Raw genomic sequence first — 26,349 nt, forward strand, 5'->3', positions numbered from 1 at the left:
GATTCGAAACTTCAAACAGGTTAATTGACTTTGGACTCCAGACTACCGACTTCGGACTAAATCCTCTTCCTGCAAACCATTTCATTCGCTCAACGGTTGCTTTATCGGGCATTGACCTAAGCCATGCCATTCTTTTTTAAATAATCAGTATTTTTGAAACCACGATATGCTACTTAACTATCTACGCCTTTTGCTGCTTCCTTTTTCACTCATTTATGGAATGGCTATTGTCCTCCGTAAAAAACTTTATGATTGGGGATTGATGCGATCTGTAAAGTTCGGTTTACCGGTAATTTGTGTAGGCAATTTATCCGTTGGCGGATCGGGTAAAACACCAACCACAGAATATTTGGTGAGGTTGCTGGCCGATTATAAAATAGCCATATTAAGCAGGGGCTACGGACGGAAAACGAAAGGTTTTATTGTTGCCGATAGCACTGCAACTGCTGAAACAATTGGGGATGAGCCTTTACAGTATCATCAAAAATTTGCAGCTGTTACCGTTGCTGTTTGCGAAGACCGTGTGAATGGGATTAAGCAATTGAAAGACAACCATGATCTGATTATCCTTGACGATGCCTTTCAACACCGCGCGGTAAGGGCGGGTTTTAATATTTTGCTTTTCGAGTTTAGAAAGCTGGGTACTTTACAGTTTTTGTTACCTGCCGGAAATTTAAGGGATGTTTTCTCCTCACGCAAAAGGGCCGATGTATTGCTGGTCACAAAATCGCCGGTTCCATTGTTACATGTAGCGCAGCAGGCCTCGGTAAACGAGCTGCAGCCAAATGCAAATCAACCTGTATTACATTCCTATTTAAAGTACGGCGATCTTATCCATTTATACCATAATGAAAGCCGCACACTCGAATCGATTAAAGATTTCGAAATTTTCCTGCTCAGCGGAATTGCAAATCCAGCCCCGTTAATAGAAGAGCTTGAAAAATATGCTGAAACCATAAAACACGAAGAATTTCCTGATCATTATGCTTTTAAAAATGATGATATTAAGAAGCTTAAATCGGTTTTTATGGCCAGTACTAAAAAAGATAAAATCATTATCACAACAGAAAAGGATAGCAAGCGTTTAAGAGCTACCGGATTTGAAGATTTACTGGTAGATTTACCTGTATATTATTTACCCATTGAGGTTGAATTATTTGAAGAAGATAAGATTACCTTTGACGAACTCATTTTAAACTATGTTAAGAGCAATAGAAGAAACCGTTGAATATATAAAACGTAAAACAGAGAACTTTAAGCCAGAAATAGGTATTATTTTAGGTACTGGCTTGGGTGGCTTGGTAAAAGAAATCGAAGTTGAGCATCAATTGATGTATTCTAATATTCCGAATTTTCCAATTTCTACTTTAGAATTTCATAGCGGGAAACTAATTTTTGGAACATTAAACGGGAAGAAAATTATTGCCATGCAAGGGCGCTTACATTATTACGAAGGTTACAGCATGCAACAGATCACATTCCCGGTTAGGGTAATGAAAGGTTTGGGTATCGAAAACTTAATTGTATCTAACGCTGCGGGCTCGCTAAATCCTGAGTTTAAAAAAGGTGATTTAATGATTATCGCTGATCATATTAATCTGCAGCCAGATAACCCATTGAGGGGTTTAATCGAAAGCGAATTAGGTCCGCGTTTTCCGGATATGAGTCAGCCTTATAAGCGGGATATCATTGCCAAAGCACTTGAAATAGCTAAAAATGTTGATATTAACTGTCATAAAGGGGTATATGTTGCGGTTTCTGGTCCGAATTTAGAAACCAAAGCCGAGTATAAATACCTGCGTTTAATTGGCGCCGATGCCGTTGGCATGAGTACTGTACCTGAGGTGATTGTGGCCAACCACGCTGGTTTGCCTGTTTTCGCTATCTCCGTATTAACGGATGAAGGTTTTCCTGAAGATCTGCAGCCTTTTAATTTAGATGAAATTTTAGCAGCAGCAGCCAAAGCTGAGCCTAAAATGACTGAGATTTTAACCCGCTTAATTTCTGAACTATAAGATGTATAAAGTCGTTAAAATCTGTTTTTTTCTCTTCCTGCTGTTGGGCATTAACAAAGTCTTTGCGCAAGATTTAAAAACAAGTGTTGGTACCAATAAGGAACTTGATTCTGTTCGAAAGAAATTAGATTCGGGAAAGGATTCTGTTGTTTTTACCGCAAAATATATCAGGTTTACCAAGTTATCGTTGACTAAAGATAGTATTGTACTGCTGCCTTTAGATACCTCCACCACCAATATTCAGAATTATAGTCCGCTTTTACAACCCCTGCACCCCACCATAAGCAATGGTAACATGGGTTTGGCCGCGAGGCCATTATTGTATGAGCCTAGTAAAAGGATTGGCTTTGATGCCGGATTTCATTCGCTTGACTATTATGCTTTAACGCCTGAAGATATTATTTACTACCAGGCCAGAACTCCCTTTACCAGCTTATATTTTGTTAGTGCCGGACAAAAAGAACAACTTTTCAGGGCCATACATACACAAAATATTAAAAAAAACTGGAACGTAGGTGTTAATTTTAACCGTGGCGATTCTAAAGGCTTTTACGCCCGGCAGCGTGGCGATAATTTGAATGTTGCCGTATTTTCATGGTACCAGTCGCCAAGCAAACGTTATAATATGTGGGCATCGGCAATCTTTAATACCATGCGTGCCTACGAGAATGGTTCAACGGTAGCTACAGGTTTATTTGATAAAGATTATTCTAAAATTGCGAGAGAAGCGGAGCCCGTAAATTTATCAGACTCAAGAAATATGTACCGGAAAAATACGGTTTTCTTAAAGCAAACCTATTATGTAGGCCGGATAGATACCTCTGCAAATGTGAACAATGCTGTTTTACCAACGAACAAGGTTTCGTACACGTTTGAGTACAATAACGACAGTTTCGATTTTTACAAAAATGGAGCGGATGTTAATAACGTACTGCCTCCTGGAATTGCGAGTACCCTATTTACGAATGACTCAACCCATGTAAAACATATTAAAAATGAGTTTATTTATAGTTTCTTCTTAAGGCCTAAAAACAGTTCGGTTATTAAAAACGAACTAAAGGTTGATGCTGGGGTTAGGCACGATTATTACAAGCATGAATATCTGGGCATAAAACAAGATGCAACCAATTACGAGCGCAGCAGATTTGCTTATCAAAACATTACCATTTTAGGGGCAGCAGGTTACCGGTTCTCTAACAATATCGATTTTAATTTAGATGTACAGCAAATTTTGCAAGGTGAGAACGCAGGTGATTATTTATACGAGGCAAAAAGTAAAATTCTTTTAGGTAAAAACATAGGTAGAATCGAATTGGGTGCCTATGCACAAAACCAAACACCAGCGGCTATTTTTAATTACTATCATGGTAATCATTACCAGTGGACAAACAGTGATTTTAAAAACACTAAAATTGCCAATTTATCATTTAACTATATCAATGATAAGTATGGTTTTACTGCAGGGGCCAAATATTTCTTAACCAGTAATTACGTTTATTTTGCTGCCGACCATAGCAATGGAACAAATGCCATTTTGCCAAAACAAGCTACTGCTGATATTAGCTTAATCAGGCTGGATGTATCAAAGAAATCGAGATTTGGTAAGTTTGTTATGGAAAATTATGTTGCTTATCAAAAAACAGATAAAAATTCAGTATTAAGAACGCCAGAACTTTATACTTATAACAGCATTTATTTTGATAATACTTTTTTCAAAGTATTAAAAGCTAATGTGGGATTTGATGTGCGGTATAACGCTGAATATGCAAACTATTTATATTCACCTGCAACGGCGCAGTTTTATATCGATGAAAGCAATCCAACCAATTTAGCTTCAAAACCAGTAATTGATGTCTTTTTTAAAGCAAACTTAAAAAGGGCTAATATTTTTGTTAAATACGATTTTGTAAATCAAGGCTTATTCCAGCCAGGTTATTACACTGTGAACAGATACCCCATGCAAGATGCACTATTAAAATTTGGGGTTAGCTGGAACTTTTACGACTAAATAATCAAGCATAAAAAAGCCTCCCGATTTTTAAACCGAGAGGCTTTTGTTTTTAAGGCTTTTCTTAGAATGAATAACCTACTGTAAATCCTAATACACGGTTAGTATATTTATTTGAATTAGCTCTCGAATCTTTTGGAGTTAAATCACTTAAACCTAAACCATAATTAGCACCTACTAAGAAACCTGAAGATGTACGGTAAGCTAAACCAAAGTTTGCACCGAAATCTGTACCACTTGCATCCTTATCGGTTGCACTACCAAAACTTAAATCTTTATCATTGCTGTTGGTAGAAGTAACGCTTGAGTTGGTGTTGTTATTTACTGTTGTAGTTGTAGTATTTCCTTTGTTTTTACCAGAAATGTTAAATCCAACATACGGACCAGCACTAATCTGTACTGCACCACTTTCACCAGTAGGGATATTAAATACCGCATTAATTGGTACCTCTATAGCCATTACATTTGTTTTCAACGAAGTTGTTGTAGTAGTTGTTACTGCGCCAACTGTTGCTGAATTGGTGCCTTCAAATTTAACACCTTTGTTCTGTAATGAAATTCCTGGTTGGATAAAAAAGTTGTTGGCTATTCCGAAGTCTCCAAATGCAGTAACATTGTAACCTAAATTATTTTTCGCATTATCGTTGTACAATGCTTCATTGTCGCCACTCGAATGGATTTTAGCTAAGTTAACTCCAGCTTTGATACCGAACCTTGAAGTAGTACCTGTAGTAGATTGAGCGAAAGCACCCGTGGCTAATAAAATAACTGATGCACTTAATAGTAACTTTTTCATAATATTTTTCTTTTAGAAGAATCTTGTTTAAAAATTTCAGGCTTTAACCTGTTGTTAATTACAAGTCTCAATTCCAAAAGCTGTGCCAAAGTATCAAGTGTGTTACAATTGAGTAGCTAATGTATTGGTTTTCAGTATGCTTTTTGCAGCATTTAAGTGAAGCGATGATAGGAATCAGAAATCATATCAAGCACAATTTACTGTATACATAACAGGAATATAGTGAAAAATTAACATTTTTTTTAACCTGAAATCGGTAATGCCAAAAGCTAAATTCTGGCAAATTATGTTTTTTGAGGTTTCTTTTTTGCCGCTGGAAAAAGCACATTATTTAAGATTAAGCGATAGCCTGGCGAATTTGGATGCAGATTTAAATCTGTTGGCGGATCGCCTACGGCGTGCTGATAATCTTCCGGATCGTGCCCGCCATAAAATGTAAACTGACCTTTGCCAATTTCTCCATGTAAATACCTTACTTCTGCAGCGCCTTTATTTTCGCCCAAAACAGTTACACTTGTTTTCACTAAACTCTTTCTGAAGGCTGTGGTTTGCCCCATAAAACCTTTAATCACCTTATCATGATCCTGGGTAAGCATGGTTGGAACAAGATCCCATTTGGCCGAAAAATCGAATAAAGTAAAATAATCGTTGGTTTGGTTCAGTGTACGGGTTTGAGTCGCATCGATATCCGAAAATTCATAATTCATCGGGTTGTTATCTAACTTGAAATTCTGGAAGGCGAGTGTTTTATTGAAATCCAGTTTACTTTGTGCATTTGGATCTGCGCCATCGCCATCAAACATTTGCGCACAAATATCTACGCCATCGGCGGCAAGCGCAATGTCGAAACTATCCGTACCAGAGCACATGGCAAATAAGAAACCTCCACCCGCACAGTATTCTTTAATGTGTTTGGCAACGGCTAATTTCATCTCCGAAACCTTTTTATAACCCATGCGTTTTGCTAAGGTTTCCTGGTTTTTAACATCTTCCTGGTACCAGGTTGCATACCTGAAGTTGGCCCAGAAACGTCCGTATTGCCCGGTAAAATCTTCATGGTGCAGGTGTAACCAATCGTATTTGCTTAATTTATCCTGTAAAATATCATCATCATAAATTACATCATACGGAATTTCAGCATAGGTTAAAACGAGTGTAACGGCATCATCCCAGGGCAATTTGCTTTTTGGTGAGTATACCGCAATTTTTGGTGTTTTCTCCAGTTTAACCATCTCCATGTTTACCGATGGATCGCTGATTTCGTTTAAAAGATTGGTTACTTTTCCATCGGCCATTACTTCGTATGATACGCCGCGGATTTTAAGTTCATCTTCTACGGTTTTATTGTACTTAATTAAAAAGCTGCCGCCGCGGTAATTTAAAAGCCAATCTACCTCCAGCTGTTTGCTGATTGTCCAATAGGCAATTCCGTATGCTTTGAGGTGGTTTTTTTGGTCTTCATCCATGTAAATTAACAATGATGAGGCCCTTAAGCCCAAAGAGCAAAGCAGGCAAATGAGCAGGATATAATATTTCTTTATCAAATCGGTATGCTTAAAACACTAAAATAACTTATTTAGCGTGTTAACTAAAATATAAAGTGCTTAATTTTTTTCGATTTTACGGCTTGCACCAAATTGTACCTAAACCCGACAGCAGCGGCAGCCCCGAGTTTTTTACGAGGGCTACAGCGAATGGCGGGGCTACAGGCCGCCAAGTACGAATTACTGTTCATTTACCTATAATTACTCTTAATATTAGGTAGATTTATAATTTAAAGATGTTCTATTTATACAATTTTGTTATTTTTGCCCTTTACTAAAAAAATATGAATTTTTTTTAGCTGAACAAAATTTAAAATTAGTACCGATATTGATATGAGTAAAGCAATAATAAAAACAGAAAAAGGCGATATGACCGTAGAGTTCTACGAAAATGATGCGCCGAAAGCCGTTGCAAACTTTAAAAAATTAGCTAAAGAAGGCTTTTATGATGGTGTAACTTTTCACCGTGTAATTCCTAACTTTATGGTTCAGGGCGGATGTCCGAATTCAAAAGATCCGGCTAAAGCGCATTTGGCAGGTACTGGTGGCCCAGGTTATAAAATTGATTGCGAATTAGATGGCGAAAATCAGTATCACGACCGTGGTGTTTTATCTATGGCTCATGCTGGCCGCAATACTGGTGGTTCACAGTTTTTTATCTGTCACAGCAGAACCAATACTGCTCATTTAGACCGTAACCATACTTGTTTTGGTAAAGTTGTGGAGAATGTAGACCTTGTAGACGATATCCGTCAGGGTGATAAAATTTTAAACATTGAAGTTTTAGAAGATTAGTGCGCCATGCGTTTGGCGATAAGCGTTTAGAGCGCTGATACCAATTGCTGAATATTGAGGTTTTTAAAACATTAAAAAACGCGATGCGTTTGGGGGCGAGCGTGTTATAACGCTAAACACCAAACACTAACCGCTAAACACACATAATATGAATTTAAGAGGAATTGTTGCCGTATCTGGCAGACCAGGTTTGTTTAAACTGGTTGGACAAAATAAAGTAGGTTACATTTTAGAAGGCTTAGATGCTCAAAAAACTAAAATTGTAGCGAACATCACCAACACAAAATTAGCTTCTTTAGAAGATATTACCGTGTATGGTGAAGATGAAGAAATTAAATTGGCCGATATTTTTGCTAAAATTTCTGCAAAAGGATCTACTCCAGATTTGAAAGGCGACTTACGTGCTTATTTCCTTGAAGTAGCTCCAGGTCACGATCAGGAGAAAGTGTATGCTTCTGATATGAAGAAAATTATCACCTGGTATAACTTATTAAAAGATCTGCCTTTGTTTACGGAAGAAACTCCTGAAACTCCGGGTACATCAGCAGAGGTTAAGTTGTCAGAAGAAAAAGCAGCTTCAGATAAAAAGCAAAAAGCCACAGGATCTAAAGCATCAGCTAGTGCTAAAGCAACTACTAAAACTTCAGCTCCAGCTAAAAAAGCAAGTATGACCAGTAAAAAAGGCGTTTAAGCTTTATTTACCGAAATGATAGGGAACACCAGGCAATTTGTCTGGTGTTTTTTTGTGGGTTTAATCGAAGAAATAGTAAAGCAAAGCTACAATAACCAAAGAGGCAATAATGCTGATCCATAGGTATTTATTGTTGCCATTCTGATTGCTTTTATATCTGTATTCCCTTTTATATTTATCTAATAGCATAATTTCTTTTATTTAATGATGATTATAGCATAATTATTCCATAAGGTTTTTTATTTACATTTTTCTTTTGCAAATTGTTTTGCATTCTGATCACCCAGACTCGCCGCTCTTTTTACGATTGGGCAACCTTCTTTTTTATTATTAAGAAAATATAGTGCCATTCCTTTTGTAGTGAGTACCTTAACGTCTGTTGGATCGTTTTTGAGAACAATATTTGCATCAGCAATGGTTCCTTTATAATTTGCGAGTACCCCTCTAACCAGTGCCCGATTCCTGTACGCTAAAAAATAATTGGAATTTAAATTAATAGCTTTCGTTAAATCATTTTCAACTTCCTTTAGGTGGTTCAGTTTGGCATTCGCTAGCGATCTATAAAAATAAGCCTCAGCTGTAGGATGGATTGCAATAGCTTCGTTTACTGCTTTCAGACAATCGTTAAATTCGTTAAGCCTAAAATGTGCTTCTCCTTTTGCCAGGTACACCGTATAATCTTTTGGGTAAAGTTTCAAAAGATCATTACAATCTGAAATAGTCGCCAAATAATTGCCGTTCTTAAGATTGGCCTGTGCGCTATATTCATATGCGAGTTTTATCAAAGATGTATCAGGTTGGATGTTAAAATCTGTAATGATTACCTTGCAATCTTCAACGCAACCTGTGTAGTTGCCAGTTAAAAATCTTGTTTTAGCTCTATCGTAATGATCCCAATAAAACATAGGATTATCTTTTTTTACAAGTCTGATATCATGATCAAAATCTGATAATGCCGATATTGTATCGCGAAGTTTGAGGTGCAATTCTGCCCTCTGCCTATAGAACGTAGATTGATTAGGGTCGATGAGAATTGCCTGGTTTAAATCTTGTAAGGCGCCAGGCAGATCATGAGCAGAATCTTTAATAACAGCTCTTTCAGTAAAATTATAAGCATCTTCAGGATCGATTGTTATTGCTTTATTGAGGTCCAGCTGTGCCGAAACGGTATCTTGTAATTTTGCATAAAACTTCGCTCTATCTCTATAATATTCACCTTTTCTTGGCGCAATTTTAATGGCTTGGGTTAAATCTTGCACAGCACCTTTAATATCTGTATTTGAACCTTTTGCAGAAGCTCTATAACCAAAGTTATCGGCATCATTCGGATTGAGCCTTATGGCTTTATCAAAATCTGAAATAGCATCAACAAATTTACCCTGATAAGATTTGATAAAGCCTCTAAGTTGATAGGTGACATATTCATCATTTTTAAGATTTATAGATGAATCAAGGTAAAGCACAGCCTGGTTATCTAATTTCTTTTGGAAGGCGTTTAGCCCTTTTTCATAATAATCCTTTGCCTTTTGAGGGAAGGTTTTAAAATTTGTAATGAATAAGATCGAGAGTATTAATAAAATTCTTTTCATGAATAATAAGATGGGATTTAATGGTATAGAGTTTTTAATGCCAAAATATAATGTTAAGCGTGGTGATATGGTTCGCCTTTTAAAATGCTAAATCCACGGTATAGCTGCTCTACAAAAAACAACCTGATCATTTGGTGCGAAAAGGTCATGTCGGATAAGGAAATTAAACCGTTTGCTCTTTTGTAAATGCTTTCATCAAATCCATACGGGCCGCCAATAATAAAAATTAAATGCTGCACACTACCAATCATCTGTTTATTTAAGTAGTTCGAAAATTCTACTGATGAATATTTTTTCCCTTTTTCATCCAGCAAAATAACAACATCGCCATTATTAATTTGTTTGTGCAACAGTTCGGCCTCCTTGGCCTTTTGCTGCGCTTCACTTAGGTTTTTAACATTTTTTACATCTGGCAAAGCCACAAAACTAAAGTTAATATAATGTTTTAAGCGGTTGATGTATTTATCAATTCCTTCAATCAGGTATTTATCTTCTGTTTTGCCAATGGCGATCAATGTAATCTTCATTTAATATTTTGCCTATCTTTAGAATTTCGAGATTCAAACTTAGAGAAAATTGTAACAAAAAATACAATCTATCGATCTTATACCTTCGAAAATAGATACACCGAAGCGATACCATGTTAAAACAACAAGCAGAAATAATAGCCGATTACGATCAGAAAATTAAACAGGTTACAGCAGATATAGATCAAACCAGGAAACGGATCGATCAGCTTTCTTTAATGCGCATAGGTGTATTCCTCGCTGAAATTTTATTTTTCGTTTTGCTGCTGCGCTCGGCAGACGACAGCCTGCGGACATTAATTCAGATTTGTTTGCTGCTGCCTGTAATTGCCTTCGTTTTTATTGTCCGCAGACAAAGTCAGCTCGACCGCGAAATCGATTATAAAAAGCAACTCTTATGGGTTTATCAGAATGAATGGAATGTTTTAAATGGTGCGGCTAACGGATACGACCATGGTCAGGTTTTCGAATCTGAACTGCATCCTTATACTGCTGATCTTGATATTTTTGGTAACGCATCATTGTTTGCCCTGATTAACCGTTGTAGTACCAAAAACGGGAATAACTTACTGGCTAAAAATTTCGCAGAAAAATCGACCAGAGACCGGATATTACTCCGCCAGGGAGCTGTAAATGAAATAAGGGAAAAGATAGCAGAGACCTATAGTTTCAGGGCTAACCTGCATGGCTACGATCCCAATAAAATAGAGCAGATTAAAATGCAGCTTAAACACCAGTTGGGTGCACAATTGGAATTTGTAAAGAGCAGGTTGATGAGGTTTTATGTTAAACTCGTGCCTTATATTTCTATTACATTGATATTGGCCGCTGTTTTTGTCAGCGGTGTTTTTTGGAAAGTGCTGGCACTTCTATTTGTCATACACACGGGATGGAACGTATGGTTAGGTGCGAAGATTAATAAAGTTTTTTATTGTTTCGGTGGAAGTTCGGGTTTGTTAAATGGTTATGCCAGTGCTATTTTATGGACAGAGAATCAAAGCTGGAAAAGCGTTTATACCTTAAGTTTACTGGACTCAAAAATCCCGGTTAGCAAAGAAATTAAAGCATTGTCTAAAATTATCCAGAATTTTGATGCCAGGCTGAATCTCCTGGTCGGTGGTGTATTAAATGCGCTTTTGCTCTGGGATTTAAAATGCTGCATCAGTTTAGATATTTGGTATACATCTTCATCAAGGGATGTGGTTTCGGCCCTTGACCACTTAGGCGATTTTGAAGAGCTGATTTCGCTGGCTACAACGGCCTATAATCAGCCTGATTGGGTTTTCCCAGTACTTAGCGATCAGTTTGCATTAGCCACCACACATATTGGGCATCCGCTTATTCCAGCGCAAATAAGGGTGAATAACGATTTTCATTTGGAAGCAAAACCAACAGTAGATATTGTAACAGGTTCTAACATGGCGGGTAAAAGTACTTTTCTACGGACTTTAGGCATTAATATGGTATTGGCTTATGCTGGTGCGCCGGTTTGTGCCAAAGAAATGCAATTATCTGTTTTTTCGATCAATACCTATATGCGGATTAAAGATTCGCTGAACGAAAGTACCTCTACTTTTAAAGCAGAGCTAAACCGCCTGAAAATGATCTTGGATCATGTGGTGAAAGACAAAGATACTTTTGTATTGATTGACGAAATGCTGCGCGGTACAAACAGTCGTGATAAATATTTAGGCTCGAAGGTTTTTGTACAGAAGTTGATTGCCGAAAAAACACCTGCACTTTTTGCTACCCACGATTTACAATTAGCCGATCTGATTGTGGATTACCCAGAAACCGTCCGTAATTTTCACTTCGATATCCAGATTACCGAAGGCGAAATGAAGTTTGATTATCTATTGAAGCAAGGGCCTTGTAAAACCTTTAATGCGGCAATTTTATTAAAGGAAATTGGTTTAACGTTGGATTAATATTAACATTATTGGATATTTTGCTCTGCTACTTAATTGATTAAATTTTTGATTTCAATTTTTTTGAAAAAATGCCATAACTATCTAAATTTCGATATCTCAATGAAACAGGCCATTATTTACTCCTTAAAAGTAACATTAACTACACTGTTACTTTGTCTTCCGGTCACCTTTGCAATCATGATGGCATACCTCAAGATGTTGCCAATTATTACTTCAAATTATAGCGTTAATGTTTATTTGGATCTAAAAGACGCCGCTATATTTATTGCTTTAACTTTTTGCGCACTTTTATTTAATATGCGTAAAATTAATGGCAATGCCCAATCAGTTTATAATAAAAAGAGGATTGCAGGCAATGCGCTTATGACCTCAATAGCATTGTTTATGCTTTATTTATGGGCATTTGGAAAGTTAATGCCTCTTGGTGTTGATGAGTTTTTGGTTACCTACGGGCCATCTTTTTTGATTATGTTTATTTGTATGAGGGTTTTCCCGCTTCGGAAAGAAGAGGAGAGTGTATATAATGATTCAAAAAGCATTATTGTTGAACCTTTTGGTCGATTAATCTACAACAGAAAAGATAAAAAATGGTTTGGGGTAGTGCCAAATCTTCATCCTGATCATAATATTGAACTATCAATCGGTACAGAAAGCCAGGATCAGCAAATAGACGATAAAGTAGAGCTCGTTAAAAAACTAGCTTCTGATTATGACGCTATAATTGCCAGTTTGCAATATTTAATCTTCAAAAGATTTAAGAATACCAACTTTGAAAAATCATTGGATGAGATAAAAGAGATGTACTATTTAATCAGTGTAGATTTAAAGCCAGATAATAAAACTTGGTGGCTGGTTATGGAGCCGGATTTTAAGGTGGCATCAATATATAATCACTATCAACGTTTCACTATGGTGGATCGGGAAATTGTTTGGGCAAATTTTGATATTGATCATCATATTTCATCAAGAATGGTTTGAAGTATTAAATCTTATAAGATGAACATCTGATTATTATCCAAAAATGTCTCAGTTAAACCTGTTATCCCTATACTGTTTTGGCGAAATACCCATGATGCTCGAAAACAGGCGGCTAAAATAATAAGGATCGCTGATGCCTATTTTTAGTGCAATTTCGTTAATTCGGAGGTTGGTAAAGAGTAGATACTGTGTGGTTTTCTGAATTTTAAGCTGGTTAAAGTAATCGATAGGAGAAGTACCTGTTTTCTTTTTAAATATAGCCGATAAATATGATGGCGATAGGTAAACAGCCAGCGCCATTTCTTTTAATGTAAGTATTTTTTCGATGTTATTTCGCATAAAATCTATAAGCTCTTCAACCTTATCGGGTTCCATAATTTTATCATTCACAAGATGTTTGTCGGTATAAACCACCTCGGCAATGTACTGGTGGAAGCACAAATTGGCATAAACAATATTCTCTCGGCTAAAACCCCGCTCAAGGCGGCTATATATCGTATTAAAAATGGTGTTTCGTTCTTCACTAAATCCGGCATATCCCTTATAATTTTGTAATTGTGCTACCAAAGCATCAGCACCGGTACCCGAAAAATGGAACCAGTAAATTGTCCATGGTAAAATTAAATCAGCCTGATAAACATGAGCTGTTTTTTTTGGGATAATAATGTAGTTGCCAGCCTCAATATGATAAGTAGTATTTTCTAATGTTACACTACCTTTTCCGTCGGAACAGTAAATTAAAATATGCTGTTCTGATCCGTTTGCCCTTTTTCGATAATGGTTTAGGGCTTTAGGGTAAAGGCCAATATTGGTGAGGTATAAATTGCTTATGATTTCATTTCCAATGCATTGCTTGCTAATTACATTTCGTGGAATGATAATGGTTCTTTCATATTCGAACCCATCTTTTTTTGCATTGGACTTTTCGGTCATCACTTGTGTTTTTCACTAAATTACATATTTTAAAAGTAATATAGTCCATCTTTTTCGCAACTTAATACATTTTTGTTTATAGCTTTTATAAGGACATTTGATTAGATCACGCCTAAAAATATTAAGCACAAAATAAATAATTTCATTTTCAGGGTTCTGCTGGATCTTTAACACTAAGAACTGCCGGAATTACCTCTGAATTGAATACTGACCAAATGTTATTAAAAAGGAAAATATTATTTGCATCCGGCTTTACCTTAGTCGCTATAGGTTTAATTGCTTTTTCACTCTTTTCTTCTGAGGAAGAGATCGATTTTAACTCGCAGGTTAAGCCCATTTTAAATAAAAAATGTATTTCTTGCCATGGCGGCGTTAAGCAGCAGGGCGGTTTTAGTGTATTGTTTCGTGAAGAAGCTTTGGCTAAAACCAAAAGCGGCAAACCGGCAATCATTCCAGGTCATCCGGAGGATAGCGAATTTATTAAACGGTTAAAATCTAACGATCCTGAAGAAAGGATGCCATATAAGCACCCGGCGCTAAATAATGAGGAGATCGATATCCTGAGTGGCTGGATAAAGCAAGGTGCAAAATGGGGTAACCATTGGGCTTATGTTAGTGTAAAACCTACTGAATTACCAGATGTAGATAACAGTTGGATCCGCAACGATCTGGATAAATTTATTTTTGCGAAACTAGAAGAAAATAAACTGGAACCATCTAAAACTGCTGATAAGGCCACCTTATTGAGGAGAGTAAGTTTAGATTTGATTGGTACTTATCCTTCAGACAAACTGGCCAAATTTTATTTGAATAGCAAAGATGAGCAGGCAGCCTACAAGGTGCTGGTTGATAGTTTACTGGCTTCGCCTAAATTTGGCGAGCGATGGGCATCGATGTGGCTGGATATAGCGCGTTATGCCGATACCAAAGGTTATGAGAGCGATCCTAACCGAAATATCTGGAGCTATCGCGACTGGGTGATTAAAGCCTTTAACCGTGATATGCCCTACGATCGTTTTATTACTGATCAGATCGCCGGTGATTTATTCCCAAATCCAACAGATGCCCAATATATTGCTACTGCATTTAGTAGAAATACTCCAACCAATGATGAAGGCGGAACCAATAATGAAGAGTTTAGAACAGCGGCGGTATTAGATCGTGTAAATGCCACCTGGGAAGGCTTAATGAGTACCACTTTTTCTTGCGTACAATGCCATAGCCACCCGTACGATCCCTTTAAACATGATGAGTACTATAAATTCATGTCGTATTTTAACAATACAAGAGATGAAGACGTTTCAGCAGAGTACCCTTTGCTTAAAGATTTTAATGATAGCCTTAAAAATGAGCTGAATCATTTAACCAGCTGGGTTAAAACTGTTGCAGGTAAGGAAAGAGCTGCCGAAGTTGATTTATTCTTAAAAACCGGTCAGCCAGCAATAAATTCTACTACGGCCGATCAACTGGTTAATTCGGTAATCGGTAATAATAACATTGCATTATTTTTTAAAAATAGCTCTTCGGCAAGACTAAAATCAGTCGATCTTAATAATGTTGATCAGTTAATCTTACGCTACAATTGTAGCAAACCAGATGGTACAATGAGCCTGCATTTAGGTTCGCCAAATGGTCCTGTTGTAAAATCGTGGAAAGTGGGCCAAACCAAGGGCTATGAAAATGTAGAAGTTGATTTTGCAAAACAAAGTGGGGTACAAGATGTGTATTTAAAGTATAACAATCCTTCGGTAAAAAATCCTGACGAATTTATGTTGTACTTCGATTGGTTTTATTTTACCAGACAGTTTCCAGGAAAAGGTAAACCTGATTATTTGGTCAACAAAAAAAGGTTTACTGGTTTAATGAATGCAAATGTGCCCACTACACCAATCATGGTTGAAAATCCACTGAGCATGCAACGTAAAAATTATGTGTTTGAGCGTGGTGCGTGGACTTCGAAAGGCAAAGAAGTTAAAGTTGGTGTGCCTAATTCTCTGGCATTTGCCATGCCTAAAAATGCACCAGATAACAGGATGGGTTTAGCCATGTGGCTTACCGATAAAAGAAATCCGCTCGTATCCAGAACCATGGTAAACAGATTGTGGGAGCAGTTGTATGGTGCAGGTTTGGTAGAAACTTTAGAAGATATGGGTACCCAGGGAATGGCGCCAACCCACCAGGAACTTTTAGATTTTATGGCTTATCAGTTTATGTACAAATATAACTGGAGTGTTAAAAAAATGTTGAAGGAACTGGTGATGATGGCCACTTACAGGCAAGACAGTAAGGTAACAGAAGAACTGAAAGAAAAAGATCTGTTTAATAAGTTTTACGCCAGGGGCTCCCGCATCAGGTTAAGTGCCGAGCAAATAAGAGATCAAAGTCTTGCGGTTTGTGGAGTATTAAGTAATAAAATGTACGGACCACCGGTAATGCCCTGGCAGCCTGAAGGCATCTGGTTCTCGCCTTATAGTGGTGCCAAATGGGTGTTAAGTGGCGGAGAAGAACAATACCGCAGGGGAATTTATACCTATTGGAAAAGAACAGCACCATATCCATCTGCTATTGCTTTCGATGGTGCATCGCGGGTGGTTTGTAGTCCGCGCCGTATTCGCACCAATACACCTTTACAAGCCCTGGTAACCTTAAATGACAGTGTGTATATCGATTTAGCTAGAAAACTGGCCGTGCGCATGGAAAAAGTGGGTGGAAGCACCAGCAAATCGAAAATTGCAAAGGGTTATGAATTGATCTTATACAAAACGATCCCTCAAAACAGATTGAAAGTATTTGAAGACCTGTATGCCAAAGCCTTTGGCGAGTTTAGAAAAAATTCGGCAAGTGTATCGGCATTTATGGGCGATAAGCAAAAGAAATATAAGCCAGAAGATGCGGCAATGGTACTCGTGGCCAATGCCATGCTTAATCTGGATGAAGTGGTTACCAAAAATTGATTTGACCGGTTATGACAAGAGACGAATTAAACGCACATAGGTTAATTAAAGAAGCGCATGAAGCAAATGCACGCCTGCACTCGCGACGTCATTTTTTAAAAGAAAGTGCAATGGGTTTGGGTGCTTTGGCAATGGGTTCATTACTGGGTAGCTGTGGTAATCTTTTTTCAAGTCCGCAAACCAAAATTGCTTACGATCCTGCGCATCCGTTATTGCCAAAATCGCCACCACTTGTAGGTAAGGCACGAAGTGTAATTTATTTGCACATGGCAGGCGCTCCATCTCAATTGGAATTATTTGATTTTAAACCAGAATTGATGAAAATGGATGGCCAGGATTGTCCTCCTTCATTACTCGCCGGGAAAAAATTTGCTTTTATAACCGGGGTGCCTAAAATGTTAGGGCCACAGGCTATTTTTGCCAAATATGGCCAATCGGGTGCTTTGGTTAGTGATAATTTACCACACTTTTCTACCATGGTAGATGAAGTAAGCTTTTTGAAAGCGGTAAAAACGGATCAGTTTAATCATGCTCCGGCGCAGTTGCTGGTGCATACCGGTTCACCGCGATTGGGCAGGCCGAGTATGGGAAGTTGGGTAACCTATGGTTTAGGATCAGAAAACCAGAATTTACCCGGATATGTAGTATTGACCAGTGGAGGTAGTTTCCCCGATGCCGGAAAAAGTGTTTGGGGAAGTGGTTTTTTACCATCCGTTTATCAGGGTGTACAATGCCGGAGTGAAGGAGATCCGGTACTGTTTATTAAAGATCCGGATGGAATGAACCGCGATTTGAGAAAAGCCTCTATCGAAGCCATTAATAAAGCCAACGAACAACAATATCAGGAGTATAACGATCCCGAAATTTTATCGAGGATCGCACAATATGAAATGGCTTACCGCATGCAGATTTCGGCACCAGAGGTGATGAATATCAATGATGAACCTGCTTACATTCACGAAATGTATGGCACACAGCCCGGTAAAGCCTGTTTTGCCAATAATGTACTGCTTGCCCGTAAACTGGTAGAAAAAGGCGTACGTTACATCCAGTTATTCGACTGGGGCTGGGATGCACATGGAGATAGCCCAAACAACTCACTTAATATCGGACTAAAGAATAAATGCAGAACCATTGACAGGCCAATTACCGCTTTATTGCTCGATTTAAAACAACGTGGTTTATTAGAAGAAACCCTGGTCGTTTGGGGAGGAGAATTTGGCCGTACCCCAATGATGGAAAACCGAAATGGTATACAAAACCCATTTAAAGGTAGAGATCACCATACAGAAGCATTTACTATATGGATGGCCGGCGGAGGTGTGAAAAAAGGATTTACACACGGAGAAACAGATGAAATTGGTTACAGTGCGGTAAGTGGAAAAGTAGATGCCTTCGATATTCAGGCGACCATTTTAAACCAGTTGGGATTCGATCATGAACAATTTACCTATCCTTTCCAGGGTCGGCCGTTTAGGTTAACCGATGTGGCAGGTAAGGTAATATCAGAGATTGTGGCTTAAGTCGGGAGTCGGGAGTCGGAAGTCAGGAGTCGGAAGTCCGGAGTCCACAGTCGATTAACCCAATGAGTTACCAATAAACTAATGACCAATGAACTAATGACAAGTGAACCAATGAACTAATAACAAGTAAACGAATGAGCCAAACCAGAAGAAAATTCTTACAAAATACAGCTGTTGTAACGGCAGCTTCAATTTTAGCCCCTATCCAAAACATGAGTGCTAATGAACTTAAAAATATAAAAGCAAAAGCCGGCTACGAATTATTATTTATGCAAACCGATTGGGGTTTTGGCGGTACAAGAGATGAATTTTGCGCAGCAGCAAAAAAAGAAGGCTATGAAGGCATTGAAGTATGGTGGCCAGGCGAAGAAAAAGCGATAAAAGAACTTTTTGATGCGTTAAAGAAATATAAATTAGAAGTAGGATTTTTATGTGCCGGATATCAGGCGAATATAACGGAGCATTTAGCCACTTTTAAACAAAATGTAGATGCCATTTGTGCCAATACTTATCAAAAACCAGTTTACATCAATTGCCATTCGGGAAAAGATTATTTCACTTACGAAGAAAACAAAAAGATTATCGATTACGCAACAGCGAAAAGCAAATCGTCGGGTATACCAATTTATCACGAAACGCATCGTAGCCGTATGATGTTTGCAGCACATGTTGCCAAAAACTTTGCGGAGAAAAATCCGGAACTGAGATTTACTTTAGATATTTCGCATTGGTGCAATGTGCACGAAAGTTTATTGTCTGATCAGAAACAAACCATCGATTTCATTTTAGAAAAGGCAGAACATATCCACTCGCGTGTTGGGCACCCGGAAGGGCCACAGGTAAACGATCCAAGGGCACCAGAATGGGCAAAAGTGGTAGAAGCACACCTGGCCTGGTGGGACAAAATTATCGCACGGAAAAAGAAAAACGGCGAACGTATGACCATTCTTACTGAGTTTGGCCCGGCTGATTATATGCCTACCTTGCCTTATACACGCCAACCCGTTGCCGATCAATGGGCAATAAATGTTTACATGATGAATTTATTAAGAAAGAGATATCAATAAGATGCTAGAATTTTTTGGGCGCTTTCACCCGGTTTTTGTCCACCTTCCTATCGGGATTTTGTTACTTGGCTGTATTTGTATGCTCTTATCATTTACTGCAAAATTTATGAACCTAAAACCAGCCATTCCTATTATGCTGCTTCTGGGTGCGTTAAGTGCTGTAGTATCTTGCATTACAGGTTATTTATTGGCCAATGGAGGGGATTATGATGGTAAGCTGGTGAGCAATCACCAATGGATGGGCATTAGTGTTGCTGTTTTGTCTTTTATCTTGTGGATCATCTATCAGAAAGTTAAATCGAATGCCATATTGGGCACAATTGCTGCGGTTCTTATCGTCCTCATTTCGATTACTGGACATTTGGGTGGTTCTTTAACCCATGGTTCTGATTATTTAACTGCCCCGTTAAAATCGGGCAGTACTAAAGGGGGTGCAGCTATTCCGCCAATTCCCAATGTTCAGGAAGCCTTCATTTACCAAAATGCGATTCAACCGCTCTTTCAAAATAGATGTTATAGCTGCCATGGCAGCGAAAAGCAGAAAGGTAAGCTGAGGTTAGACCAGGAGGAATATATTTTAAAGGGTGGAGAAGATGGGCATACCATTGTAAAGGGTAAAGCTGACGATAGTGAGCTGATGAAACGGATTTTATTGCCATTGAATGATGAAGACCATATGGCGCCAAAAGAAAAACCCCAACTTACCACCAACGAGATTGCCTTGGTAAAATGGTGGATTGATAATGGTGCTGATTTCAAAAAGAAATTTAAAGATCTCCCCCAGCCAGAAAATATAAAAACAATTTTAGCCAGCCTGCAAAAAGGCGAAAGTGGTGCTGAGCAAATCAAAGTCAGTGATATTCCAGCTCAAGAGGTTTCAGCTGTCGACAATAAAGTATTGAAAAAATTTACTGATGCAGGGATTACGGTATTTCCCGTTGCCCAGAATACCAACTATCTTTCAGCCAATTTTATTAATGCGCAATCGATGGGGAAAGATGTTTTAGACTTGATAAAATCGATCGAAAAACAACTCCTTTGGCTTAAGCTGGAAAACAACAAGGTAAATGATCAAACCTTAACGGCAATAAAGGATTGCAAAAACTTAACCAGGTTAAACTTAAACAATACGCAGGTAACAGATGCGGGTTTAGCATCGCTTAAAGACTTAGATCAGTTACAATCGTTGAGTTTGGTTGGGACAAAAATTACGGTAAAAGGGCTTAATCAGTTACAGAAACTTAAAAATTTAAAATTTCTGTATGTATATCAAACCGGTATCGGTAAAGCCGATTTAGCCAGTATAAAAAAACTATTGCCTAAAGTAAGTTTAGATACCGGAAATTACACGGTGCCTAAAATTGCCCAGGATACTACCGTATTTAAAGCACCTTAACTGCTAACCTGAATACATTGTTAAATTACCTGAGGAGCGTTATTGAACCAGAATATTTAACCGTATTATTCGATATGTTGGTGCCCAATATGATATAATAATATACGCCAACAGGGAGCTGGTTGCCTTTAAAAGTACCGTTCCAGTTTTCGAATATATTATTGGTAAAGAAAACCTGACTGCCCAGGCGGTTGTAAATCTGAATGCTATATTTCTTGAGGTTGGTTACACCAATAACCAGTTCATCATTAATTCCATCGCCATTTGGCGAAAATGCATTTGGAACAAATGTAGAGGCATTTTTTTTGATGATCAGGTCGCCCTGGGTAATAGCATTTGCACAGCCGTTTTTAGAGAATGCAGTTAAAGTGATCCTGAATAATCCATCGGTTTGATAAATATGGGTAGGGTTTTGTTCTGCAGTGGTAAAACCATCGCCAAAATTCCATTCATAAAAATCACCATAAAGCGAAGTATTGGTAAATGTTATAGGTACAGGAGCAGAAAACTTGGTGTTAAATGTGGGTTCAGTATAAAACTGAGCAACCGGAACCCTGGCAATGGCCGGAATAACGATGGTTGCAGCTTCGGAATTACAGGTGCCCGATGTTAATACAACCTGATACGTACCTGCCAGATTAAGATCTGTTACCGGAATTTCAATAGCATTTGTGCTGGCGGTATAATGGTTTGGTCCGCTCCAGGCATAAGAAATACCTTCTTGTGCCGGCACAGATAATTTTATCACATCTTTTAAACAAAACAAAGCCTGATTGATACTGATTTCTGGTTTTTCGGGCTTCAATTCCACCAGAATATCTTTTTTAAAAGTAGAAATGCAGCCATTGTCGGTTTCAACCGTTAAGGTGATGGTTTTAGGCCCCGGATCAGTAAAGGTTAATACTTTGCTATCGTTACCGGTGTCAACCTGACTTTTTACGCCGGTGCCAAAATCCCAGGTGAGCTTTGTATAATTTTTAGAAGTATTAATCAACGAATAAGATTGGTTTGTTTCGCATCTGTTATTAACCTCAATCGAAAACATCGCTTCAGGTTTTAAATCGACCGATAAAATATCGATCGAATTTACTTCACTCACACAATCTCCAACCTGAACATAAAGTTTGTATGTTCCAACTATTTCTGGTCCGCTTACCGGGATTTCAGGATTTTGTTGTGTTGAACTAAAATTTGGCCCCGACCAGTGGTAAGTGGCTAAATTTATAAAAGGAGTTGATAATTTTAATACATCTCCCTGGCATAAATTAACATTCGAAGCCGTTATAGGAGGTTTTTCGGGCGTATTTGCAACAATAAAAGTTTGCGTGGTCACTACGTTACATCCGTTAGTGCCTTTGGCTTCTAAAACCACAACTTTCTCTCCAGGGGTGCTGTATGTTACGGTAAATGGCCCGGCGGTGGTAGCTGATGCCAAACTTGCGCCTTCTCCAAACGACCATTTTAATGAGGCGAAATTTGATGCTTTGCTTTCGAAAATATACGCCTGGCTATCGGTACAGGGATTTAGTTTCTGAACATCAATCTCCGCTGTAGGGCCAGCAAAATCGGCAGTACCTCCAAATTCTAATGTAAAGCCATTATTTCCGCCAGAAAAATTATCGATTAGTAAGGCATAAACATGGTCTTGTTGCAGCTCTACATATTTCACAAAACCATTTTGACCAGCGGGACAATTTGGCGCTTCTGTCAAATCAGTTTCCGTCATACTTAAGCCGGTTTTATAATAAGTGGGACTACAGGTAACGCCACTTCCCGAGGCACATCGGATAGCATTTGCTGCATCTATTTTACTACAGTCGCCGTTTACACCTAAATCGTAAAAAATCCAGTCAATGTCGTTTGTGGTTACTGTAGGTGTGATCACAAAAGTAAAGTCGCCGGGTGCAGAGGCTTTAAACATATACCAGGCAGAGTTCGATTCGGTACCCAGGCAGGTACCTGCCGATTCGTGGTTGTTAGCTCCTGAGCCTGTAACATTTAACTGGGTAAAGGTTTCTTTTGTACATAACACGGAAAATGTCCCGCAATCTTGCCCTGGTTTTACGGGCGGGAAATAATTATCGATACAAAGTTTAAAAGTACCGGTAGCATCATTTGCTGCGCTTATCCTAACATAGTAAACCTGGCCTACCGTTAAAGCCCCTTTGTATAAAGAAATAACATTGTTTGATGTGGCTTGCGTGCCAGGTAGCTCGCTTATAAAACCAGTTGCGGCGTCAAATGAATATAAGGCAACCAATGGATTAATTAAAGTGTTTGTGCTATTGGCGTTAATTTTTCCGCTAACAGAAATATTTACATCAAATTTAGATGCGGTAAACTTAAACCAAACATCCTTTCCAACAGTCTGCCAGTTTAAAGCTTTATTATAATTGCTCGGGCTAGCTTCTAAATTGTTAAATTCGGCATCACCGCTGCAATATGCACTGGTATTGGTAATATTTATGGCATTTATCAGTTCATCATTAATGGGGGGCGTAAATTTTCCAAAGGCAGCGAGGTTTAATATTACCAATAGAAAAGAAATTAATGAGAAGTAGCGCATTAGGTAAAAATATTAAAAAATGTTTTCATTTCGAATCATTTCGATTGTTAATGATTTGTTAATATTAAACTCGCAACTTATGGCAATTAATTGATAACGAATGATTAACGCAAGTGATTTTGGTCAAAATTTTTTATGGGGTGTGGCTACCGCAGCAGCCCAGATAGAAGGCACTGCTACCCAGTATGGTAAAGGCCCATCCATTTGGGATACATTTACGGCGAAAAATGGAAAAATAAAGAAGAACCATAAATTAGATCCCGCCTGCGATTTTTATCACCGCTATGCCGAAGACCTCGCTTTAGTTAAACTGCTGGGCTTTAAAGTTTTTAGATTTTCCATTGCCTGGTCGCGGATTTTGCCTGCAGGCAGGGGAGAGATTAACCAGGAAGGTATCCGTTTTTATCACAATCTTATTGATGAATGTTTAACCCAGGGGATTACTCCCTACGTAACCCTTTATCACTGGGATTTACCGCAGGCTTTAGAAGATGAGGGCGGCTGGACAAGTTTTAGCATTAACGCGGCTTTTAATGCTTTTGTGAGTATTTGTGCTATAGAATATGGCGATAAGGTAAAAAACTGGATTGTATTGAATGAGCCTTTCGGTTATACCTCTTTGGGATACATGCTTGGGGTTCATGCGCCGGGAAAAACGGGCTTAGGCAATTTCTTTTCAGCAGTGTTACATACGGCACTCGCCCAGGCCGATGGCGGTAAAATTTTACGTGCTGAAATTAGCAAAGCCAATATCGGAACTACTTTTTCTTGCTCAGAAATAATTCCCAGTACCCAAAGTGATAGTGATGTGCTTGTTGCCAGGCGGGTTGATTGTTTAATGAACCGGCTTTTTGTAGAACCTACGCAGGGCATGGGTTTTCCAACTGCCAATTGGGATGCGTTAGAGAAATTTCAGATCGAATATGGTACCTGGCGACTTCACGAACGCATGAAATTCGATTTTGACTTTATTGGTCTTCAAAATTATTTCCCGCTGGTGGTTAAGTATAATGCCTTTATTCCGGTTATTCAGGCCTGGGAGGTTAAAGCCAAAAGTAGAAAAAAGCCCCATACTGCAATGGGGTGGGAGGTAAATGCAGATAGTTTTTATAATATCGTTAAACAGTTTGCTGCCTATCCAAATATCAAAAATATCCTGATCACCGAGAACGGCGCCGCTTATCACGATAAATTAATCAATGGCAAGGTAGAAGACCCTGAACGCATTGAATATTTTAAACTTTATTTAAAAGCACTGCTAAAACTTAAAAAAGAAGGCATAAATGTAACCGGTTACATGGCCTGGACATTAATGGATAATTTTGAATGGGCAGAGGGCTTTACAGCAAGGTTTGGACTGATCTATAATGATTTTAAAACTCAGGAACGCAGCATTAAAGATTCCGGATATTGGTGGCAGAACTTCCTAAAAAGTTAGTTGATATTTCGCTGTTTCCTTCTTCATTATTAAACAAATTCTTAAGTTTGATTTATGAACGATAGAACAGTAGTTTACAGCACCTATTATAATCCAATGGAGGCCAATATTATTAAGGCTAAATTGGAAGACAGCGGATTTGCTTGTTTCCTTGCCGATGAAAATGTTGCCACGTTAAATCCACTTTACAATCAGGCTATTGGTGGTGTAAAACTTATTGTTTTTGAAAGAGATGTGGCGGCCATTAATGCTTTATTGGCCGAAGACCATAGTTTGGGCTTTGATTCATCGGAGGACATTATTGATGAAGATGAACCAGGAGATAATAAAACGGTTTGTGAGAAATGTGGTTCAACCAATGTGGGTTATGGGATGGCTACCGATAAAAAATATAGCATTTGGGCAACTGTACTTGCTTTTTTAACTTTAACGACGCCGATTAAGGCCAATAAATGCCACCACTGTTATGATTGTGGTTATGAGTTTGAATAATTCCAAAAGCATAATGCAATTATTTACAACATCATTTGAAGCGCAAGGCCAGTAGCAGCTATCAAAGTCTGTTCCCGTGCTCCGCTATATCCTTTCGCTGCGCTTCAGGGATGCCGCTATGCCCGGGGGCTAGTTACCCGATGACTGCAAAAATTAGGCAAAATTTTCTTCAATAGTGTATTTGTGCTTTTAATGCACAGGCCTTTGTTTAATAAACCTTATTGAAGCGCTTATACTTTTTGTTGCACAACCAAAAACAATCCACTTAGCAGCACAAAAAGATAAAAGCGGAAAGAAGGACTACCCAAACGGACAGGCAATGAAGCCGATTTTCAACAAAAAATAAAGATTTTCGTTTGAAGCGCAAGACCAGTAGCAGCTATTAAAGTCTGTTCCCGTGCTCCACTATATCCTTTCGCTGTGCTTCAGGGATGCCGCTGTGCCCGGGGCTATAGAGTTCATGTACTGAAAGGGATAAACCTCTCTATCCAGACTTTGTCCCTTCTAAAATAAAAAATCCCGTCCTGACTTAACAGTACGGGATTGGTGTGCTATCTCACAAAAAATATTGTAACCTTATAATTTACGAGCAGTAATCGTTGTATTTTCGGTATATGTCTCCCCGTTCTTACTTCCAATGCTTGATTTATCGGTTCTCTTCAAAATCAAGATATTGTTTGAGATAGAAAAGTTAAAACTATTGTGGTTAAAGGCTAAATTCCCACTGAGGTTTAATTTGTCACCAGCAACAGTATATTTTACCTGCACATCTTCTATTGTATTCTGGTTGTTTCCTTGCACATCTTTGAAATAAAAAATAGCATGTAAACTACCGTCTTCTTTAAAGTCTAAAGTTGGCCTCGGGCTTTCGCCTTTGGTATCGTCCTGATCTTTTCCTGTATTTTCGAAATTAGTGATTACATATGATTCAACTTGCCATTTACCGACAATAGAATTATTTTCAGACTCCGTTTTTTTGCACGCTGTTAAATTAAATATCGCCAGGATGGCAAATGATAATAAAAGTTTTTTCATGTTAAGTAATTATGGGTATGATAAAATAATCCCGTCCTGACTTAACAGTACGGGATTATTTTTTTAAAAGA

The 26,349-nt window shown here is 38.3% G+C and carries 21 protein-coding genes; 13 read left to right on the top strand and 8 right to left on the bottom strand.

The features are described from left to right. Window positions 1-166 precede the first annotated feature (166 nt). Genes lpxK through AC07YT_RS20790 form a run of 3 tightly spaced genes read left to right on the top strand, consistent with a single transcriptional unit; the run spans window position 167 to window position 4,023 of the window. Window positions 167-1,228, top strand: coding sequence for a tetraacyldisaccharide 4'-kinase (gene lpxK, locus AC07YT_RS20780; protein ID WP_086547686.1), 1,062 nt, complete (start codon window positions 167-169; stop codon window positions 1,226-1,228). Beyond that, complete coding sequence (locus AC07YT_RS20785; protein ID WP_086547685.1) at window positions 1,200-2,015, top strand: purine-nucleoside phosphorylase; 816 nt, start codon at window positions 1,200-1,202, stop codon at window positions 2,013-2,015. Before lpxK ends, AC07YT_RS20785 begins: the two co-directional genes overlap by 29 nt. 1 nt (window position 2,016) lies before the next feature. Continuing rightward, window positions 2,017-4,023 (top strand): putative porin, encoded by a 2,007-nt coding sequence (locus AC07YT_RS20790; RefSeq protein ID WP_494945510.1) that lies wholly within the window; start codon window positions 2,017-2,019, stop codon window positions 4,021-4,023. 64 nt (window positions 4,024-4,087) lie between these two features. Here the strand turns inward: AC07YT_RS20790 and AC07YT_RS20795 are convergent, their stop codons facing one another. Continuing rightward, on the bottom strand, window positions 4,088-4,819 hold the full coding sequence (locus AC07YT_RS20795) for a porin family protein (RefSeq protein WP_086547684.1): 732 nt from the start codon (window positions 4,817-4,819) through the stop codon (window positions 4,088-4,090). Between the two features lie 284 nt (window positions 4,820-5,103). Further along, complete coding sequence (locus AC07YT_RS20800; RefSeq protein WP_086547683.1) at window positions 5,104-6,285, bottom strand: asparagine synthetase B; 1,182 nt, start codon at window positions 6,283-6,285, stop codon at window positions 5,104-5,106. Window positions 6,286-6,696: 411 nt separating this feature from the next. Here AC07YT_RS20800 and AC07YT_RS20805 point away from each other — a divergent pair, with 411 nt between their 5' ends. Together AC07YT_RS20805 and AC07YT_RS20810 are read left to right on the top strand one after the other, a co-directional pair. After that, complete coding sequence (locus tag AC07YT_RS20805; protein WP_086547682.1) at window positions 6,697-7,158, top strand: peptidylprolyl isomerase; 462 nt, start codon at window positions 6,697-6,699, stop codon at window positions 7,156-7,158. Window positions 7,159-7,306: 148 nt separating this feature from the next. Continuing rightward, on the top strand, window positions 7,307-7,849 hold the full coding sequence (locus tag AC07YT_RS20810; protein WP_086547681.1) for a DUF5606 family protein: 543 nt from the start codon (window positions 7,307-7,309) through the stop codon (window positions 7,847-7,849). Window positions 7,850-7,909: 60 nt separating this feature from the next. On the opposite strand, the gene AC07YT_RS20815 is transcribed toward AC07YT_RS20810, so the two are convergent. From AC07YT_RS20815 to rlmH, 3 genes are read right to left on the bottom strand one after another with little or no spacing between them, the layout of a single operon-like run. Further along, window positions 7,910-8,038: a hypothetical protein gene (locus AC07YT_RS20815; protein ID WP_255352031.1), complete on the bottom strand. Its 129-nt coding sequence runs from the start codon at window positions 8,036-8,038 to the stop codon at window positions 7,910-7,912. Window positions 8,039-8,088: 50 nt separating this feature from the next. Next, complete coding sequence (locus AC07YT_RS20820) at window positions 8,089-9,438, bottom strand: tetratricopeptide repeat protein (protein WP_086547680.1); 1,350 nt, start codon at window positions 9,436-9,438, stop codon at window positions 8,089-8,091. Between the two features lie 53 nt (window positions 9,439-9,491). Continuing rightward, entirely contained in the window at window positions 9,492-9,965 is a 474-nt protein-coding gene (rlmH, locus tag AC07YT_RS20825; RefSeq protein ID WP_086547679.1) for a 23S rRNA (pseudouridine(1915)-N(3))-methyltransferase RlmH, read from the bottom strand. 113 nt (window positions 9,966-10,078) lie between these two features. Between rlmH and AC07YT_RS20830 the strand changes: the two genes are divergently transcribed. After that, complete coding sequence (locus tag AC07YT_RS20830; protein WP_086547678.1) at window positions 10,079-11,893, top strand: MutS-related protein; 1,815 nt, start codon at window positions 10,079-10,081, stop codon at window positions 11,891-11,893. A gap of 102 nt (window positions 11,894-11,995) precedes the next feature. Then, window positions 11,996-12,874, top strand: coding sequence for a hypothetical protein (locus AC07YT_RS20835; protein ID WP_145954272.1), 879 nt, complete (start codon window positions 11,996-11,998; stop codon window positions 12,872-12,874). Between the two features lie 48 nt (window positions 12,875-12,922). Here AC07YT_RS20835 and AC07YT_RS20840 read toward each other — a convergent pair whose 3' ends face one another. Beyond that, window positions 12,923-13,807, bottom strand: a complete 885-nt coding sequence (locus tag AC07YT_RS20840; RefSeq protein ID WP_086547676.1) for an AraC family transcriptional regulator — start codon at window positions 13,805-13,807, stop codon at window positions 12,923-12,925. Window positions 13,808-14,022: 215 nt separating this feature from the next. On the opposite strand from AC07YT_RS20840, the gene AC07YT_RS20845 reads away from it, so the two are divergent. From AC07YT_RS20845 to AC07YT_RS20860, 4 genes are all read left to right on the top strand, one after another. Continuing rightward, window positions 14,023-16,761, top strand: a complete 2,739-nt coding sequence (locus AC07YT_RS20845; protein ID WP_086547675.1) for a DUF1553 domain-containing protein — start codon at window positions 14,023-14,025, stop codon at window positions 16,759-16,761. 11 nt (window positions 16,762-16,772) lie between these two features. Then, on the top strand, window positions 16,773-18,284 hold the full coding sequence (locus AC07YT_RS20850; RefSeq protein WP_086547674.1) for a DUF1501 domain-containing protein: 1,512 nt from the start codon (window positions 16,773-16,775) through the stop codon (window positions 18,282-18,284). Window positions 18,285-18,418: 134 nt separating this feature from the next. After that, a complete protein-coding gene (locus AC07YT_RS20855; protein ID WP_478359205.1) occupies window positions 18,419-19,351 on the top strand; it encodes a sugar phosphate isomerase/epimerase family protein in 933 nt (310 codons plus the stop codon). 1 nt (window position 19,352) lies between these two features. Beyond that, on the top strand, window positions 19,353-20,747 hold the full coding sequence (locus AC07YT_RS20860) for a c-type cytochrome domain-containing protein (protein ID WP_086547673.1): 1,395 nt from the start codon (window positions 19,353-19,355) through the stop codon (window positions 20,745-20,747). Between the two features lie 25 nt (window positions 20,748-20,772). Here the strand turns inward: AC07YT_RS20860 and AC07YT_RS20865 are convergent, their stop codons facing one another. Beyond that, window positions 20,773-23,313 carry a PKD domain-containing protein gene (locus tag AC07YT_RS20865; RefSeq protein WP_086547672.1) on the bottom strand — a complete coding sequence of 847 codons (2,541 nt, stop codon included), beginning with the start codon at window positions 23,311-23,313 and terminating at the stop codon, window positions 20,773-20,775. Window positions 23,314-23,413: 100 nt separating this feature from the next. Between AC07YT_RS20865 and AC07YT_RS20870 the strand changes: the two genes are divergently transcribed. Together AC07YT_RS20870 and AC07YT_RS20875 are read left to right on the top strand one after the other, a co-directional pair. Further along, on the top strand, window positions 23,414-24,751 hold the full coding sequence (locus tag AC07YT_RS20870; RefSeq protein WP_086547671.1) for a GH1 family beta-glucosidase: 1,338 nt from the start codon (window positions 23,414-23,416) through the stop codon (window positions 24,749-24,751). Between the two features lie 54 nt (window positions 24,752-24,805). Further along, window positions 24,806-25,243: a putative signal transducing protein gene (locus AC07YT_RS20875; RefSeq protein WP_086547670.1), complete on the top strand. Its 438-nt coding sequence runs from the start codon at window positions 24,806-24,808 to the stop codon at window positions 25,241-25,243. 576 nt (window positions 25,244-25,819) lie between these two features. Here the strand turns inward: AC07YT_RS20875 and AC07YT_RS20880 are convergent. Next, entirely contained in the window at window positions 25,820-26,278 is a 459-nt protein-coding gene (locus tag AC07YT_RS20880; protein ID WP_086547669.1) for a lipocalin family protein, read from the bottom strand. Window positions 26,279-26,349: the final 71 nt, after the last annotated feature.

The sequence above is a fragment of the Pedobacter sp. GW460-11-11-14-TSB4 genome (assembly GCF_059423705.1).